Source organism: Acetobacter nitrogenifigens DSM 23921 = NBRC 105050, from assembly GCF_000429165.1.
GTDB lineage: Bacteria > Pseudomonadota > Alphaproteobacteria > Acetobacterales > Acetobacteraceae > Acetobacter > Acetobacter nitrogenifigens.
This window is the reverse complement of sequence record NZ_AUBI01000033.1, coordinates 1-13,661: the sequence shown is the minus strand read 5'-3', so window position 1 is coordinate 13,661 and position 13,661 is coordinate 1. Positions and strand designations below refer to the sequence as shown.

Genomic DNA, 13,661 nt, shown 5'->3' with positions numbered 1-13,661 from the left:
ACGCAGCCGAACCGTATACCTGCCGCTCTCAGCCGGTCGATTTCCGCGATCGCAATCTCGGGCTTGCTCCTGGCAGTCTGATATTCTTCGGGTATGCGCGCCCGGGTCATACGCGTCGGGTCAGCGATCCAGCTGTCCGGCAGGAACAGCCGCAGGCCTACCATGACCGGTACCTCGTGCGCCGCCAGGGTCAGGGAGACCATGGTCTGGCAATTGGCATTCTTGCCGAGGGATGAAGCATATTGCGGAGCAACGCCGACCGAATGCGTGCCCTTCTTGGGCAAGGCGGTGTCGTCGACGATCAGCCACGATCGTGGGCCACCCACCAGGCGATCGGCGTGGCGCCACAGGGCCGCCTCGAGCGGCGCGCTGTCCCACCCGCCAGTATTGACGAAGTGATGCAGCCGATCATACGGAACCTCGCCCGTCCGGGCCGCGATCGGCTGGATGCTCTTGCGATCGCCCGGACCGATCAGTCCAGCAATGTAGGCCGGGCACATGCTGCGCTGTGCCTTATGGCCAAGCCCCGCCAGAAACGGCTCAAGCCATGCGTCCAGATCCGCTCGCCAATCCCTGTCCATCGCCAGCCCTCATCATAGCCGGTCTCCTATGAATCAGTGATCGCCGCCCAAGGGAATCCCCTTCCCAATATTTTCTGCCAAAGTAGTGCTAGCAACTCCTTACTCATGGTTATACGATATCCGTTATTTTGAAGTCGATATCTTCGGCGATTGTAAGCGGGTCCGCCGCAATACGGTCCCTGAGTCGCTGGAGCGCCTCGCAGATTATCTGCCACTGATCATCTGACAGTTCGGCATGGTTTTTCTGCACAGCATCGAAGCAACTATTTCAAGAGAATCTAATCAAGCGTCGATAATACGTCCGCTTTCCGGGTCGGTAAAAACTCACCGGTAATATCCGAAAACAGGGGGCGTAAACCGACATTCGGCACCACACCTCAGGGCCCTCGATCATACTGCTGGCGCGCATCCTCCATATTCTGCCAGTTTGCAGCGATCCATGCCGAAAAATTCTCCAGCGTTGGCACCAGACTATACCCCAAAGGGCTCATCTCATACTCCACGCGTGGCGGCACCTCGGCGAAATAGTGCCGAATAACCAGTCCGTTCCGCTCCAACATCCTAAGGGTGACGGTCAGCATTCTTTGAGAAATTCCGCCTACCTCTCGCCTGATGGCGGAAAAACGCAATCGGCGGTCTGGCGCTGTGGCGAGTTGCAGCATCACCATAATCGTCCATTTATCTCCAAGGCGGGTCAACACCTCGTTCTGGTTACACGAGCCGGTCATGGCGGGACGCGTAGCTTGTTCTTTCGTCAGCGGACGGGGCGGTGTGCTGCGTTCCGACATGAGTTCCTCCCGGGTAACCGAGGCACTACGAAGTGCCGTCTTGCGGCGCCCATCCTGGGATATATTTTCGTAACCAACAATAGTTACGAAAAGGAACTCAAGCCATGCAGATTGCTATTATCGGCGCTGGTCATGTCGGCTCTGCCCTGGCGAGCACGCTTGGGCTGGCCGGATATCAGGTTGTCGTCACGAATTCTCGGGGCAAGGAAAGTCTGTCAGACTTCACCCGCCGCACGGGTGCGGTCGCCCGCGACATGCGTGACATCGCACAGGGCGCCGATGTCCTGATCATTGCTATTCCCCTTTGCCGCCTGCCTGATCTGCCGGCGTCCGTGATAGCCGACCTGCCTGCGCACGCTGTCGTGGTGGACGCCAATAATTATTATCCGGCCCGTGACGGACGCATCGCCGCCATTGACGGAGGACAGGTGGAATCCGATTGGGTCGCCCTGCAGCTTGGTCGCCCTGTCATCAAGGCGTTCAACAACATCATCGCGGATCGTCTGGCGCACCGCGGCCGATCGACAGGGGTTGCTGATCGCGTTGCGCTTCCTGTGTCAGGCGACGATCCTGCAGCCCGCCGAACCATTATGGCGATCGTGAATGCAATTGGCTTCGAGCCATTCGACGCCGGGACAATCGACGAGTCATGGCGCCAGCAACCCGGACAACCCGCCTACTGCACTGACCCGACTGTGGGCGAACTCCGTGATCTTCTGCATCGCGCCGACCGACAGGCTGCCATACGCAATCGCGATCAGGGTGCACGTCTGATGGCAAAATTGCCACCTGATTATCCATCAGATCAACTGGTTCGCGTGGCACGATTTTTTGTGGGCCTCGATAGGTTGGAGCCTGCAGCATGGGCGGCACTTTTCAGGTTGGGCATAGCCGTTTTGCTCCATCGATCCTAGGATGGAACCGTCGCTCGTGCGTCCCTCCTAGGAAGCACGAAGGGAGATCAGCAGGCCAGACCTTGCTAAAGCAGCCTGTCAACTCTGCTGACACGACGCTTCGCACTAAACGCTATATCGGGGCGGCGTCACCCGGCTGTCCCGCCGGGCAATTTGGGGACGGGCGTTCACAGCTTATCTTCGGACAAACTCAAAAGCTGCGATGAATAAGCGCGGTATCACTCCCACACCTGAAAAGTCGACATTGAGCTGGCAAGGAGATGTCCCTGCCGAAGTTGCTCCGGCGTCCATGACCTTTACTCGGCGTCTCAGCATTTACAACACGGCGGCGGTCACTTTCACCTGCGCGAACAGGGAGGCCTGATCGAGACGCACCTCCCCCTGCTTGCCGAGTTCAAGCGCCGCCAGGAAGTGAGCGGCCTTCGCCGCGTTCCGTCGGGCCGGCCCCGGATCGGCCGCGTCTTCTCCATTTCCGGACGCACCAAGCCCGGCGAGCCCGTCCTCAAGGGTCCACCCGGCTTCGTCCTCCCGGCCTTGCAACACCGACCGCCACCACACAAGCGCTTCGCTGACTTTCAGACACTCAAAGGCGGCCGGCATGCCAGCCCGGTCACGCAGCTGCGGCTGCAGCTTCAGGCGGCGGCGATACAGCGAGAGCAGCGCATCGAGAAAATCTCCGGCCAGAAGCGCCTGTTCGCCAACAGCCGTATCACCCGACGCCGGTCCGCCCCGCGCAAAGACATGCTCTCCGAGCCGGGGCAGAGCGCCAAAAGCCTCGACCGCCCGATCCAGCGCCTGCCCGCGCAGCACGCGACTGCGCAGCCGCTCTCCCTCCTCTGTAGCGGTCTGATGGCCCTCGGTGTCCGGGCGTAGCATCAGGCTCGACCGAAGCTGCACGAGCGTCGAGGCCAGGACGAGCCAGTCCGCCGTCCGCTCCAGCGGCCGTGTCGTCATGCCGCTTTCGACACATTCCGAAAACTGCTCGATCAGTTGCATCAGCGGCAACGCCCGCACATCAAGCGTTCGGCGGCGCACCTCTTCGAGCAGCGCCTCCAGCGGCCCGCACCAGTCCCCGGCTTCTAAAACCGGGGTGTCAGACATCGTAAAGCGGACGAATGAAGAAACGCAGGTCCGGCCATTCGGTCGCCAGGCCCCGCAAGGCGGCCCAGGGCGTCCAGTCCGCGGACCAGAACCCGATCGCCCAGACCCGGCCAACATCATCCGGCGGCGCCATGACGGCCTCAACCTGTCGCAGCGGACGTGACGTCCCCCAGTGCCGCCACAGCCACGCCTGCGCATCACGCGACGCAGGGCCAAGCGACAGAATGTCCAGCGGCGCCGGACACAGGGCGTTCAGATCGAAGGGAACCTCACCGTTACTCCCGTCACGCTCCATGAGCTTTGCCTGACTCCGGGCGGTCTGTCGGCTCAGCCCCATGATCAGGCCGTTCTCGGCCGGACCTGTCGCCGTCGGCAACGCCGCCGCCAGATCTTCAGCGGAGAACACATCCCGCGCCCACGGAATACGCCCGCTTCCCGCAGCCGCCGCGCGGAACCGCACCATCGTCTCTTCAGGGCCATCAATGATCAGGACGTGATAAAGCCAGTCGGGCTGAGCACAAATGAGAGCCTCGTCGCCCTCGCCTCCCCTGCGCTCACCCTCCCAGGCAGGCGCCAAAAACGGTTCCACGACCCCTGACGGTCGCGGCGGATGCGCTGGCAGTCGGGCTCGCGCAGGAAGACTGAGACCTTCGTCCTGTGCATTTTCCTCGGGCGGTCTCCGGTCGCTATAGGTGTAGGCGACAGGCTTCCTGGACAATCCGTTGCAATACGCTTCAAGGCGCTCGACGGTGGCGTCCACGTCCGCGACAATCTCCGCCACGCTCCTCGTCACGGCTCAAATATCCAGAAGCCGCACGGGAGAATCAAGATCAAGGCGCGCACGCCGGACATAACGCCGCATGGTCCGCAGATCACGGTGGCGGGTGTGCTCCATGATCTGCTCGTCGCGCGCGTTGGCGCGGAACGCCTCGGTCACGAAGCCGGCGCGCAGCCCGTGCGGGCTGAGGCGCTCGCCCGAGGGCGGTTTGACGCCAGCGGCCTTTGCCCGACGCAGCAGGATGCGACGGACGCCATCCGGGTTCAGCCCGTCGCGCCCGACCTGTCCCCAGCGATTGATCGGCCGGAACAGCGGCCCGTCTTCTATGTCGGCCTTTTTGAGCCAGGTTGAGAGCGCCAGAACCGGACAGGTGTCGCTGTGCCTGCCACGCGGAATGAAGGTGGTCGCCCCCTCCCCTCCTGGATCGGTCTTGCTGTGTGAAATGGTGATTTTGAGACCCGTATCCTGAATGCTGACAGTTTCGGTTGCCAGCGCCGCGAGTTCCGAGCGCCGCAAGGCGCCAGCAAAGCCGATGAGCAACAAGGCCCGATCGCGCAGGTCCGCAAGGGACTCAGTTTTCTTCCTCACGTCCCGGGCGACCAGCTTTCTGACCTCACTCGACGTGAGCGCTGCGGCCTGTATTCGGGGTTTGCCGTGAAGGCGTCCGATCGCGCGCAGCGTTGTACGGATCGCCGCGTGCCCTGCGCTCCATTCGAGATTGCGCATGCGGTGCTGATACCCGATCGCCGCGAGCCGTCGATTCAGTGCTGCGCGGCTGTAGCGCGGCGCCAGTTCATGCAGCCACGCAGCCACCACGGGTGGGGGCGCCGGCAGCGGCTCCGCGCCATGTTCACGGCACCACACGCAAAAGGCCTGCCAGTCATGCGCATAGGCCCGCAACGTCTCCGGCGCATGCGCTGCGACGCGGGCTGTGTTCTTTGCCGCGTCGATCGCATCCCGCAGCGACGCGCTTTCCGACGCGGCCAGGGCTTCCCGATGGGCGATATCCAGATGCTCCGTTGTCACGTCTGCCTCACTTATCGACGCCCCCTGCACGTATCGCACCGCAGGATTCTGCGCTTTTGCAGCAATTAGGGCAAGCATATTCTAACGCGTGGTAAGAGGGCATTACCACGCCTTAGTGCGCCCTCACTTTATCAGTGGGAAACCGCGGAAATCCGACGCAAACCGCCTCAGATAGGGCCTCTGAGGCCTTCCAGCAGCGGATCCAGGTCGGCCAGGGACCGCACGCCATACATCGCGAGGAACCGCTCCGTCGTGACCCAAAGCTGCGGCTGCCCCGGCACCGGCTTGCGGCCGATGGGGCGGATCAGGCCGTGCTCCTGCAGCGTAGACAGCGTCTTCTGCGGCAGAGGGGCGTCGCGGTAGCTTTCGATCTCCGGCCGGGTCACCGGCTGGCGCGCCGCGATCAGCAGCAGGGCCTCCAGCACCGCCCGCGGCAGCCGCTGCGGACGCTCTCGTGTGGCCGCAAGCAATGCCTCGCCCAGATCGGCAGCAGTCCGGAACATCCAGCCATCACCCGCCGGAACCAGCTCAAAACCCAGTCCGGATGTGCGCACGGCCACCACCTGCATCACGGCCCCAATATCGACGTCTGGGCCCAGAGCCCGGGCCAACGTCGTGGTCGGGACGACGCCGGGCCCACGGAGCAGAAGCGCCTCGGCAAGTCGGATCGTTGAAAGTGGGAGGTCGTCCATCCGGGGAACCTACGCCACAGGACGCTGTGCAGCCACACGTCGTCAGTCGCAGCCATCAGAAACCGTCAGCGAGTCTCATTATTTGAGAGTTGCGACACTGGCGGAATTCCATTGGCGCGTCCATCCTCTAATTCACGCACACGCGATAAGTGGTATTATCACGTCTGATAATCCCTGCTATGTTTTTCACGGCCCGAAATCACACCAAGTCCAACTGAAAACACCCTGATATCAATAGATTATGAAGAACTCGTTCGACCGAGACGACCTTTCCGCATCCCGTCCCTCGCATCATCTACGGACCATTCGCGTCTTCAGCGAACCAGGCGCTCGCAAGCGGAATTTCTAACTCATTGATTTTATGGGAAACTCTATTCGCATCCATGCCGGACACTGACAGCTAAAATCCGGCGCAAATCTCCTCAGATCGGCCCCCTGAGGCCTTCAAGCAGTGGATCCAGGTGCGGCCAGAGACCGCACGCCATACATCGCCAGGAGCCGCTCCGTCGTCACCCAAAGCTGCGGCTGCCCGGGGACCGGTTTACGGCCGATGGGACGGATCAGGCCGCCCTCCTGCAGCGTCGCCAGCGTCTTCTGCGGCAGAGGAGCATCGCGGAAGCTCTCGATCTCCGGCCGCGTGACCGGCTGGCGCGCCGCAATCACCAGCAGCGCCTCCAGAACCGCCCGCGGCAGCCGCTGCGGACGCTCTCATGTGGCCGTAAGCAGCGCTTCGCCAGGATCGGCAGCCGTGCGAAACATCCAGCCGTCACCCACCGGAACCAGCTCAAAACCCAATCCGGACGTGCGCTCGGCGACCACCTGCATCACTGCCGAAATATCGACGTCTGGCCCCAAAGCTCGGGCCAACGTCGTGGCCGGAACTACGCCGGGCCCACGAAACAGAAGCGCCTCGGCAAGGCGGATTGTCTGTAGGAGAATATCAGCCATCAGGCGACACTAGCGCGGAATATCCTGGAGACAGAGCATGTCAGTCGTAGAAATCCAACTCGCTCGGAGAGTCTCATTAACACGAAATCTAGACAAGAATCCTAGTCCGCGCATGGTTTCGTGAAAACTAATTCCATGAGGAATGAGATAGCGTTTATCCCTCCCAGGTGGCCTCTCTAACTCCATGGAGTGGCCACCTCCCCCCAAGCAAAACCTCATCAGTCGGGGAAAATTCGCACGGCCAAAGGAACGTTTAAGCAATCAGAAATGACCTATGTCTTAAAAAGACTATCCTCAGTCGCACGAATGTTGAATCCCAACACCTGATGCAAGGGAGCGTCACGGAAGCTCTCGATCTCTTGCCGTGCGACTGGGTGACCCGCGCCAATCACCAGTAGCGTCTCCTTCACCACGCGCGACGGTCGCGCCTGTCTCGCCGCCCGCAAATCTCCACTCAGATCGGCTGCCGCGCGAGACATCCAACCGCCACCGGCAGCGACAAGATCAAACCTCCACCGCGCGGTCCGTTCGCGAACGGCTAAGATCACCGCTGCAACGTCGACTTCTCCACCCAGTGCACGCAAGGGCTACGCACCTAATACAGTGGGCGCAATAACGTAATCCAGCGGTCAGGACTGGCCGGATATCCTTAACCTGCGTCAGGCTTAGTTCGACCGGTAGATCGACTCGGATCCCGAACGTCTCGCCTTCATCGACGAAACCTAGGCCAGGACCAATAGGGCCCGCACTCACAGATGGCGTTTACGGGGACAGCGGCTGCGCATGGGCGCGCCCTTTGGTCGCTGGCGCACGACGACCGTCATCACCGGTTTGGCTGATCACCGGATGAACGCCCCATTCTTCAAGAACAGCCCAATCAATCGGATCGCCTTTTAGGTCTATATCGAGCGCGCTCTGGTCCCGGAGTTACCCCCAGGCGGCATTGTCATCATGGACAACTTCTCCAGCCACAAGGGCGAACGCCCCCACCGCTTTATCGAACAGGCCGACGTGAGACTGCTCTTCCTGCCGCCCGGACCGTCCTTGCCCTATGGGACAACGTCGATGTGCTCTTGGCAATGTTCTCCCGAGCCGAGTGCGCCAACTACGTCACTGCCGGAGGATACGATCCAGACAGGTAAGACTCGACACTAGAGATAGCGCACGGCAGTCGCATACACTGAAAATTCGCAAGGGGTCTCAGCAACACGAAATCCCGACACGCATGCGGAATGAAGATGGTAACCCCGATTGCCTCCTGAATGGGTCTTCCTGTGTGAAATGGTGATTTTGAGACCTTAGTTCCTAGATGATGGCGGCTTCGGCCCGTCGGTCGCATCCCGTTGTGACAAACTTTCCAACGCGACCGGACCCTCTCCACAGGTCAAGTGGTCTCCTACGGCCGCACTAGCCGCCCCACACAGTTCCTCTCCCAGATTGGCGAAACTACGAGACATTCGACCGTCAGCGGCAAACTCGAACGCAAGCCCGATGGTCTGTCCATCCAGCTTACGCGACATCGAAACAGCGGCAAAATCCCAAGGCCGCGCATGATTTGACTCGTTTCTGGCGCTGCAATGCACAGTCGAGCTAAAAGCACTCCCAGCCTCCGTGGCAACATATTTTACCCATTTCACGCCTCACTGCTCCGCGCATTTGCTTTTGCACCACTACTGATAAAAGCCCGACGATTTCGAGTTGATCCGACAAGTTCCAACTTTCAAGTTACGCACATCCTCCGTTAATTGCATTAACTCGACCACCATGTGATTTGGTGATCGCAGCGTGTGAAGTGGTGAGCACCCATCGCGCGCGAATCGGCACTAATCCGCGTTGTCCCGAGTGAAGTAGTGAGCAAACTAATATATACTATTAATCACTATTAGAATCCTCACCACTTCACACATAACCGCTCACCAAAACACACGGTCAAACGAGAACGTGACGTCCGACAGAGAACACTGGAACTGTCCAAAATTTGTCGCCGCTATCAGGCGACAAATCGCACATCTGAGGACATTGAAAACACAATCAGTCACCCGCCAACCTGCGGCAGAACAGTGAAGAGCTTTCTTGCTCAAGGCCCTCACTAAATCACACGGTGCAGAATCGAGACTAATTGTGCAATACACTCAGCGTTCACAAGGGATTCGAGCGCAATGGCTACGATTCACGACTTGCTTGAGGCGAGAGGCAAGCAGCATGCTCTAGACTTTGGCCTAGACCGCGACATAGTCGAAGCCGCTTCAGCCTATATGTCTGACGAGGAGAACGGCCTCGGATTTATATACTCTGGTTGGGCACAATGCGCATTGCCACACCGTCGGTTACAGCCGAGTGAACCTTGGCAAATGTCGTCCGATAGGATTCGATTAATCATCGAACCAGGAATCAAACCAGTAGGGCAGACAGATGAGCTTGTTCATGTCGGCGTTCCGTTTGGTGCCCACGGCCGACTAATCTTGTTATTTCTGCAAACCGAGGCTGTTAGAACCAACTCACGTGAGATTGAGTTAGGGAGCAGTCTCAGACAGTGGATGCGTCGTATAGGAATCTCACCGAGCGGCTCAGCAGCGAAGTCCGTAAAAGATCAGGCCGAACGCATCAGCAGATGTCGTCTAACTTTTCATATTAATGACGGAAAAGGCACCAACGCGCTGGTAAATCAAGCGATAGTAGACGGCGCGCTGTTCCTAGATGATCCATCTAATAAATCAACAAGCGGTACAATCGAATTAGCTAAATTGTCGGAAGGTTACTTCGAACAATTGAAGAAACACCCGGTTCCTGTTCATGAAGCTGCTGTCCGAGCAATATCAAACAACTCGGCCGCGCTAGATGCTTACGTGTGGCTAGCATATCGCCTACACGTATTAGAAAAGCCAAAAATGGTTACTTGGGCGGCGCTTAAGGCTCAATTCGGACCAGGTTACAAAGAGTTGTTCCACTTTAAATCGAAATGGCAAAAGCCCCTTTCTTTGGCGCTTGCTGTGTACCCCACCGCAAATGTCGAAGTAACGGATCAGGGGCTTATTTTACGCCCCTCCCCTGCCCCGGTTTCCCCAAAGAGGTTGACCGGCTAAGGCTGTTGATTAAAGCACTTGGACGGAAAACGAGGGTTATTCCGCTCGATGTCTAATCGAGGAAAATCAGACAGTGGCAGTTAAATGGTGATTTATTGACCGAGCCTCGTGGAATACCCTCGTTTTTGACTAAGGTCTGTCCAACCGCAGACAGGCAACGAAGAGATCGCGTATCATGCAGGCCAGACTTTCAGGATCCTGAAAGAGCATCAGGCGAGTGTGTCGGTGGCCGATCTATGCCGCAGGCACGGGATCAGCGATGCGACGTTCTACACGTGGCGGCCGGAAACGGGCGCTGGGCACGCGCTCGCAGCTGACGCTGCCCGACGGGCCGAACCAGCGCTAGAGCCTGGACTTCGTATCGGACACGTTGAACAGCGGACGGCGCTTCAGGGTGCTGACGGTTGTCGACGACTACAGCCCGGAATGCCTCGGTCTGGTCGCCGACACATCGCTGTCGGGCGAACAGCTTGGCCGCGAACTAAACCGGATCGCAGAAAGTCGACGCTCTCCCATGATGATCGTCAGCGACAATGGCGCCTAGATGACCTCGAACGCGATCCTAATCTGGCAGAAAAAGCGGTCGATGCTGTGGCACTATATCGCACCGGGAAAGCTGCAGCACAACGGGTTCGTCAAGAGTTTCAATGGCCGGTTCCGCAACATCGCCCACGCTCGGACAGTCATCGACTCCTAGCGAGCCAATTACAGCGCCGTCAGGCCCCACACCGGCCTCAATGGCATGACACCAAAGGCGTTCGCTCAGCACGGCACATAGCAACCTACAGACCGTAACTTAAATCTGTGGACCGGGTCATTATTAATTACAAGTAAATACTACAAAAAGCGGTCTTCGTTTAAGTTATTATTTGACCCAAGTGTAGTCAGACACAGCTACCGCTTACAGGCGTTACCATGCGAATTGCACGTAGAGTGGGATGCGGCAAACGCGACACGCATATTTGGCCTTGAGGAAATCGATAGCACTGCTCAGACGGATTAGCAATCACAGTTATCGGCGGGGTTAACTCCTTATCGTGCGAGAGCAAATACCCCCTCACCTAAAACGATCTTGTTTTTTTGCTGGATATTCGAGCAATTAAATTCATCGTCGGTATACTGAGCGAGGCCCTTTTGATCCATTCTTGTTCGAATGGACCGCGCGAAACAGACGAGCGACCCGTCTGCTTACAGTTTGTATTGCGCAACATGTTATTACAGAATCGATCACACGCAGAGCACCACAATTTTCCCCGGCTTAGCGGCAATTACCTATCTGGGCGCAACGCGTGTTTTATGCGTGACGGCCCATGATTAGCGCCTTCCTGCGAAACATGATGCACGTCCAGCGAGAGCCAAGCTGCGGCCGCTATACACTCTGCTCGCACGGATGTTGCCGATAAGGCACCAATCTTCCGGGCGGTGCGACGCGTAGCGCCCGGTGCATGAACCCAACTTAAAAAACGAAAACGGACCCGGCGAAGGCACGATCTCCAAATCCACCCGAACCGAGGCGTCTAGCCTCAACCTACTTGTGTTCTTTTATGATCTCGCCGGATCGTACCTACGTCAAAGAGGATAAAACTTCAGGGACACGCAGCACCCCGTCCGCAAGTCAAGCAAAGCGAGAGATTAGCCATCACGGATAGGGACCCTGGGGAATGTTTCTACTGATGTGCACACACCCGAACGCATTATCGCGCAGATCATCCAAATGCCGCGTTGGCCGCGCCAGCAAAAGGAAGCGCCATTAGAGTGAAGCTTCGACTAAAAAACCAGATCGAACAATGAAAACATAAGTTCTAACGGGTATGAGGAGACGCCTGTCACCGAGGGGTCACCGAATTTCTTCCGCGAGTAGGTAAGATCAGAAAAACTTCCCAAGCGCCTTTGGATTGAATGATTAACTTTTCTGTGGGCCAACATTCAGCGACGAGCCTACTCTGCGTAATGCGCAAATAACCGAATTAGACATGTCTAATTCGGCACGCTGCCACAAGCAACGCCGATTAACCCGCCGCTGCGATTGCCAAGAGCAATTAGACATGTCTAATTTGCGTCGCGAGTGTAAGCGTGTGTCCGATGATGTTATCTTCTGTCTTTTTTGAATAAAGGAGAGTGCAATGACAAAGGTGGTACTTGTTTCGTCGCCAAAGGGAGGTAGCGGCAAGTCTGTAATTGCGAGGCATCTTCTTACGGCAGCCGCACAAAGCGGGTTAAACGTGATTGGCGTTGACTATGATCGTCAAGGTACGTTGGATAAATGGGGTCAAAGACGGGCTCAAACTTTGAGTAAATTCCCGGAGTTTGTCCCTGTGCCGGTTATTGCGGGTTCGCTGCAGAATTGGCGGGCCGCGCTCAAGAGTGCAGCACGGGCTGATTTAATCGTTATCGATACCCCACCGAGCGTCGAAGATCATATGGCGGCGATCACAAATCTCGCTCAAGCATCAGATTTGGTCATAGTTCCATCTGTTTGTACTCAGGATGACGTCGATAGTGTAGCGCCTTGGGTTGAGGTGCTGAAGACAACCAAGTGCGATAGTGTTCTGGTGTTGAATCGAGCTAACCGCAGAACGAACTCCTTTGCAAAGGTTCGCGGCCGATTGATCAAAGTGGCCGACGTATGCCCGGTGGAGCTGCCACAGTTGGAGGACGTCCATGTGCCCAGTACGCAAGGATTGACGCTGTTGGATTTTACGAAGAGTCGAGGCCAGGAGCCGTTCGAAGAGCTTTGGGCGTTCACCAAGAGGAAGGTGCAGTTATGAGTAGCCGTCAACGTGTTGGACGAGCGCGAGCCTTGAGGCTTATGGACGATGAGAATCCGGTAGAAATTGCCGACGGACGTTCCCAAGATTTGGCATCTCAAGTTACTATATCTGGAGAAGTAGTTGACGTCATTAAGGAGGTATTTGCAGGGACCTCGGTTCTAAACGATCAGAATAAGGTGTCGCAAATATTAGCTGCGCGAGCGGAGATTTCTGAAAAGTGGGGGCAGGCTCGGGACGCGTTTTTGTCAATAGGCCGATCTCTGCTCGAGTTGGAAAACGTGCTTTCCAAGAGCGAGTATTTGCGGTTGAGGTCAGGAACCGAACGACTCTTTCCTTTTTCCGATGCTACAGCCACTCAGTTCCGGCAAATAGCCCGAGCTGTAGATACAGGTAAAATACCGCTCGAAAAGTGTCCGGGAAGCTATGGAACAGCATATCAAATCACGCTTCTTACCGATGTACAGCTCCAGCTGGCAAATGAGCGAGGTCTCATCAGGCCTGACGTAACCCGTAAGGAGATATTGAGCCTCCGCAGGGAAGTGCAACCAGTAATGAGCCCTGGAAATCGCGTCGACGTTGGAACCCTCCGCGAGGAAAAACGTAGGCTGACTCTTCGCCAGAATGCGCTCGAGGCTGAACTACAAGAAATTCGTCGGCGCCTCACGGAGTTGACTGAACTCGTGGGCTGAGTTTGATCTGGGGCTGCCCCTATGCGGGCAATCCAGATTATACAGAGCGAGGCTCGCTTTATAATGCGGTCTCTTATCACGCTCAATTATGGGAAGAATTTTGGCAGCCGTTGACGAGGATAGAACTGCAGCACAAAAGTCAAAATGCACTGCGAAGCCACGGAGTCAATCTAATTGTTCAGCTGTGTGAACGAATCTCACCAAATCACACGCCGAAGCTGGCTCCAACCGACAGGAAGCGTGCAGGCACGATAAGATAACGCGGCCTGCAACGTCGCCTTGCCGTGACG

At 57.4% G+C, this 13,661-nt stretch carries 13 protein-coding genes and 1 pseudogene; 5 read left to right on the top strand and 9 right to left on the bottom strand.

Annotated features, from left to right (window positions below; all coding sequences use genetic code 11):
* Positions 1–581 (bottom strand): IS701 family transposase (locus G442_RS0118295; protein ID WP_026399127.1); only part of this gene is annotated, 581 nt, incomplete at its 3' end.
* 377 nt (positions 582–958) lie between these two features.
* Complete coding sequence (locus G442_RS0118285) at positions 959–1,369, bottom strand: winged helix-turn-helix transcriptional regulator (RefSeq protein WP_035376912.1); 411 nt, start codon at positions 1,367–1,369, stop codon at positions 959–961.
* 104 nt (positions 1,370–1,473) lie between these two features.
* Here G442_RS0118285 and G442_RS0118280 point away from each other — a divergent pair, with 104 nt between their 5' ends.
* On the top strand, positions 1,474–2,283 hold the full coding sequence (locus G442_RS0118280) for an NADPH-dependent F420 reductase (protein WP_026399125.1): 810 nt from the start codon (positions 1,474–1,476) through the stop codon (positions 2,281–2,283).
* A gap of 315 nt (positions 2,284–2,598) precedes the next feature.
* On the opposite strand, the gene G442_RS23355 is transcribed toward G442_RS0118280, so the two are convergent.
* The 7 genes from G442_RS23355 to G442_RS23345 form a co-directional block, all read right to left on the bottom strand.
* Positions 2,599–3,384, bottom strand: coding sequence for a hypothetical protein (locus tag G442_RS23355; RefSeq protein ID WP_051292532.1), 786 nt, complete (start codon positions 3,382–3,384; stop codon positions 2,599–2,601).
* Complete coding sequence (locus G442_RS0118270) at positions 3,377–4,177, bottom strand: hypothetical protein (protein ID WP_026399124.1); 801 nt, start codon at positions 4,175–4,177, stop codon at positions 3,377–3,379. The genes G442_RS23355 and G442_RS0118270 overlap by 8 nt, the downstream gene beginning before the upstream one ends.
* 3 nt (positions 4,178–4,180) lie before the next feature.
* A complete protein-coding gene (locus tag G442_RS0118265) occupies positions 4,181–5,188 on the bottom strand; it encodes a tyrosine-type recombinase/integrase (RefSeq protein WP_246789538.1) in 1,008 nt (335 codons plus the stop codon).
* A 167-nt stretch (positions 5,189–5,355) separates the two neighbouring features.
* Positions 5,356–5,880: an SMC-Scp complex subunit ScpB gene (scpB, locus tag G442_RS0118260; RefSeq protein ID WP_026399122.1), complete on the bottom strand. Its 525-nt coding sequence runs from the start codon at positions 5,878–5,880 to the stop codon at positions 5,356–5,358.
* 444 nt (positions 5,881–6,324) lie between these two features.
* Positions 6,325–6,543: an SMC-Scp complex subunit ScpB gene (locus G442_RS26375; RefSeq protein WP_246789537.1), complete on the bottom strand. Its 219-nt coding sequence runs from the start codon at positions 6,541–6,543 to the stop codon at positions 6,325–6,327.
* 45 nt (positions 6,544–6,588) lie between these two features.
* A complete protein-coding gene (locus G442_RS26370) occupies positions 6,589–6,828 on the bottom strand; it encodes an SMC-Scp complex subunit ScpB (protein ID WP_246789536.1) in 240 nt (79 codons plus the stop codon).
* 272 nt (positions 6,829–7,100) lie between these two features.
* Positions 7,101–7,307 (bottom strand): cupin domain-containing protein, encoded by a 207-nt coding sequence (locus G442_RS23345; RefSeq protein ID WP_146882643.1) that lies wholly within the window; start codon positions 7,305–7,307, stop codon positions 7,101–7,103.
* A gap of 1,680 nt (positions 7,308–8,987) precedes the next feature.
* On the opposite strand from G442_RS23345, the gene G442_RS0118240 reads away from it, so the two are divergent.
* From G442_RS0118240 to G442_RS0118220, 4 genes and pseudogenes are all read left to right on the top strand, one after another.
* Positions 8,988–9,911: a replication protein RepA gene (locus G442_RS0118240; protein ID WP_026399121.1), complete on the top strand. Its 924-nt coding sequence runs from the start codon at positions 8,988–8,990 to the stop codon at positions 9,909–9,911.
* A 274-nt stretch (positions 9,912–10,185) separates the two neighbouring features.
* Positions 10,186–10,689 (top strand): annotated as a pseudogene (locus G442_RS23340) (integrase core domain-containing protein); the annotation flags it as partial.
* A 1,345-nt stretch (positions 10,690–12,034) separates the two neighbouring features.
* On the top strand, positions 12,035–12,679 hold the full coding sequence (locus G442_RS0118225) for a ParA family protein (RefSeq protein WP_026399120.1): 645 nt from the start codon (positions 12,035–12,037) through the stop codon (positions 12,677–12,679).
* 41 nt (positions 12,680–12,720) lie between these two features.
* Positions 12,721–13,371, top strand: coding sequence for a hypothetical protein (locus G442_RS0118220; RefSeq protein WP_246789535.1), 651 nt, complete (start codon positions 12,721–12,723; stop codon positions 13,369–13,371).
* The last annotated feature ends 290 nt before the right edge of the window (positions 13,372–13,661 follow it).

Excerpts from the sequence above, each read along its gene's own strand:
- G442_RS0118285 (WP_035376912.1), bottom strand. The coding sequence starts at position 1,369 with ATGTCGGAACGCAGCACACCGCCCCGTCCGCTGACGAAAGAACAAGCT.
- G442_RS0118280 (WP_026399125.1), top strand. The coding sequence starts at position 1,474 with ATGCAGATTGCTATTATCGGCGCTGGTCATGTCGGCTCTGCCCTGGCG.
- G442_RS23355 (WP_051292532.1), bottom strand. The coding sequence starts at position 3,384 with ATGTCTGACACCCCGGTTTTAGAAGCCGGGGACTGGTGCGGGCCGCTG.
- scpB (WP_026399122.1), bottom strand. The coding sequence starts at position 5,880 with ATGGACGACCTCCCACTTTCAACGATCCGACTTGCCGAGGCGCTTCTG.
- G442_RS26370 (WP_246789536.1), bottom strand. The coding sequence starts at position 6,828 with ATGGCTGATATTCTCCTACAGACAATCCGCCTTGCCGAGGCGCTTCTG.
- G442_RS23345 (WP_146882643.1), bottom strand. The coding sequence starts at position 7,307 with ATGTCTCGCGCGGCAGCCGATCTGAGTGGAGATTTGCGGGCGGCGAGA.
- G442_RS0118240 (WP_026399121.1), top strand. The coding sequence starts at position 8,988 with ATGGCTACGATTCACGACTTGCTTGAGGCGAGAGGCAAGCAGCATGCT.
- G442_RS0118225 (WP_026399120.1), top strand. The coding sequence starts at position 12,035 with ATGACAAAGGTGGTACTTGTTTCGTCGCCAAAGGGAGGTAGCGGCAAG.
- G442_RS0118220 (WP_246789535.1), top strand. The coding sequence starts at position 12,721 with ATGGACGATGAGAATCCGGTAGAAATTGCCGACGGACGTTCCCAAGAT.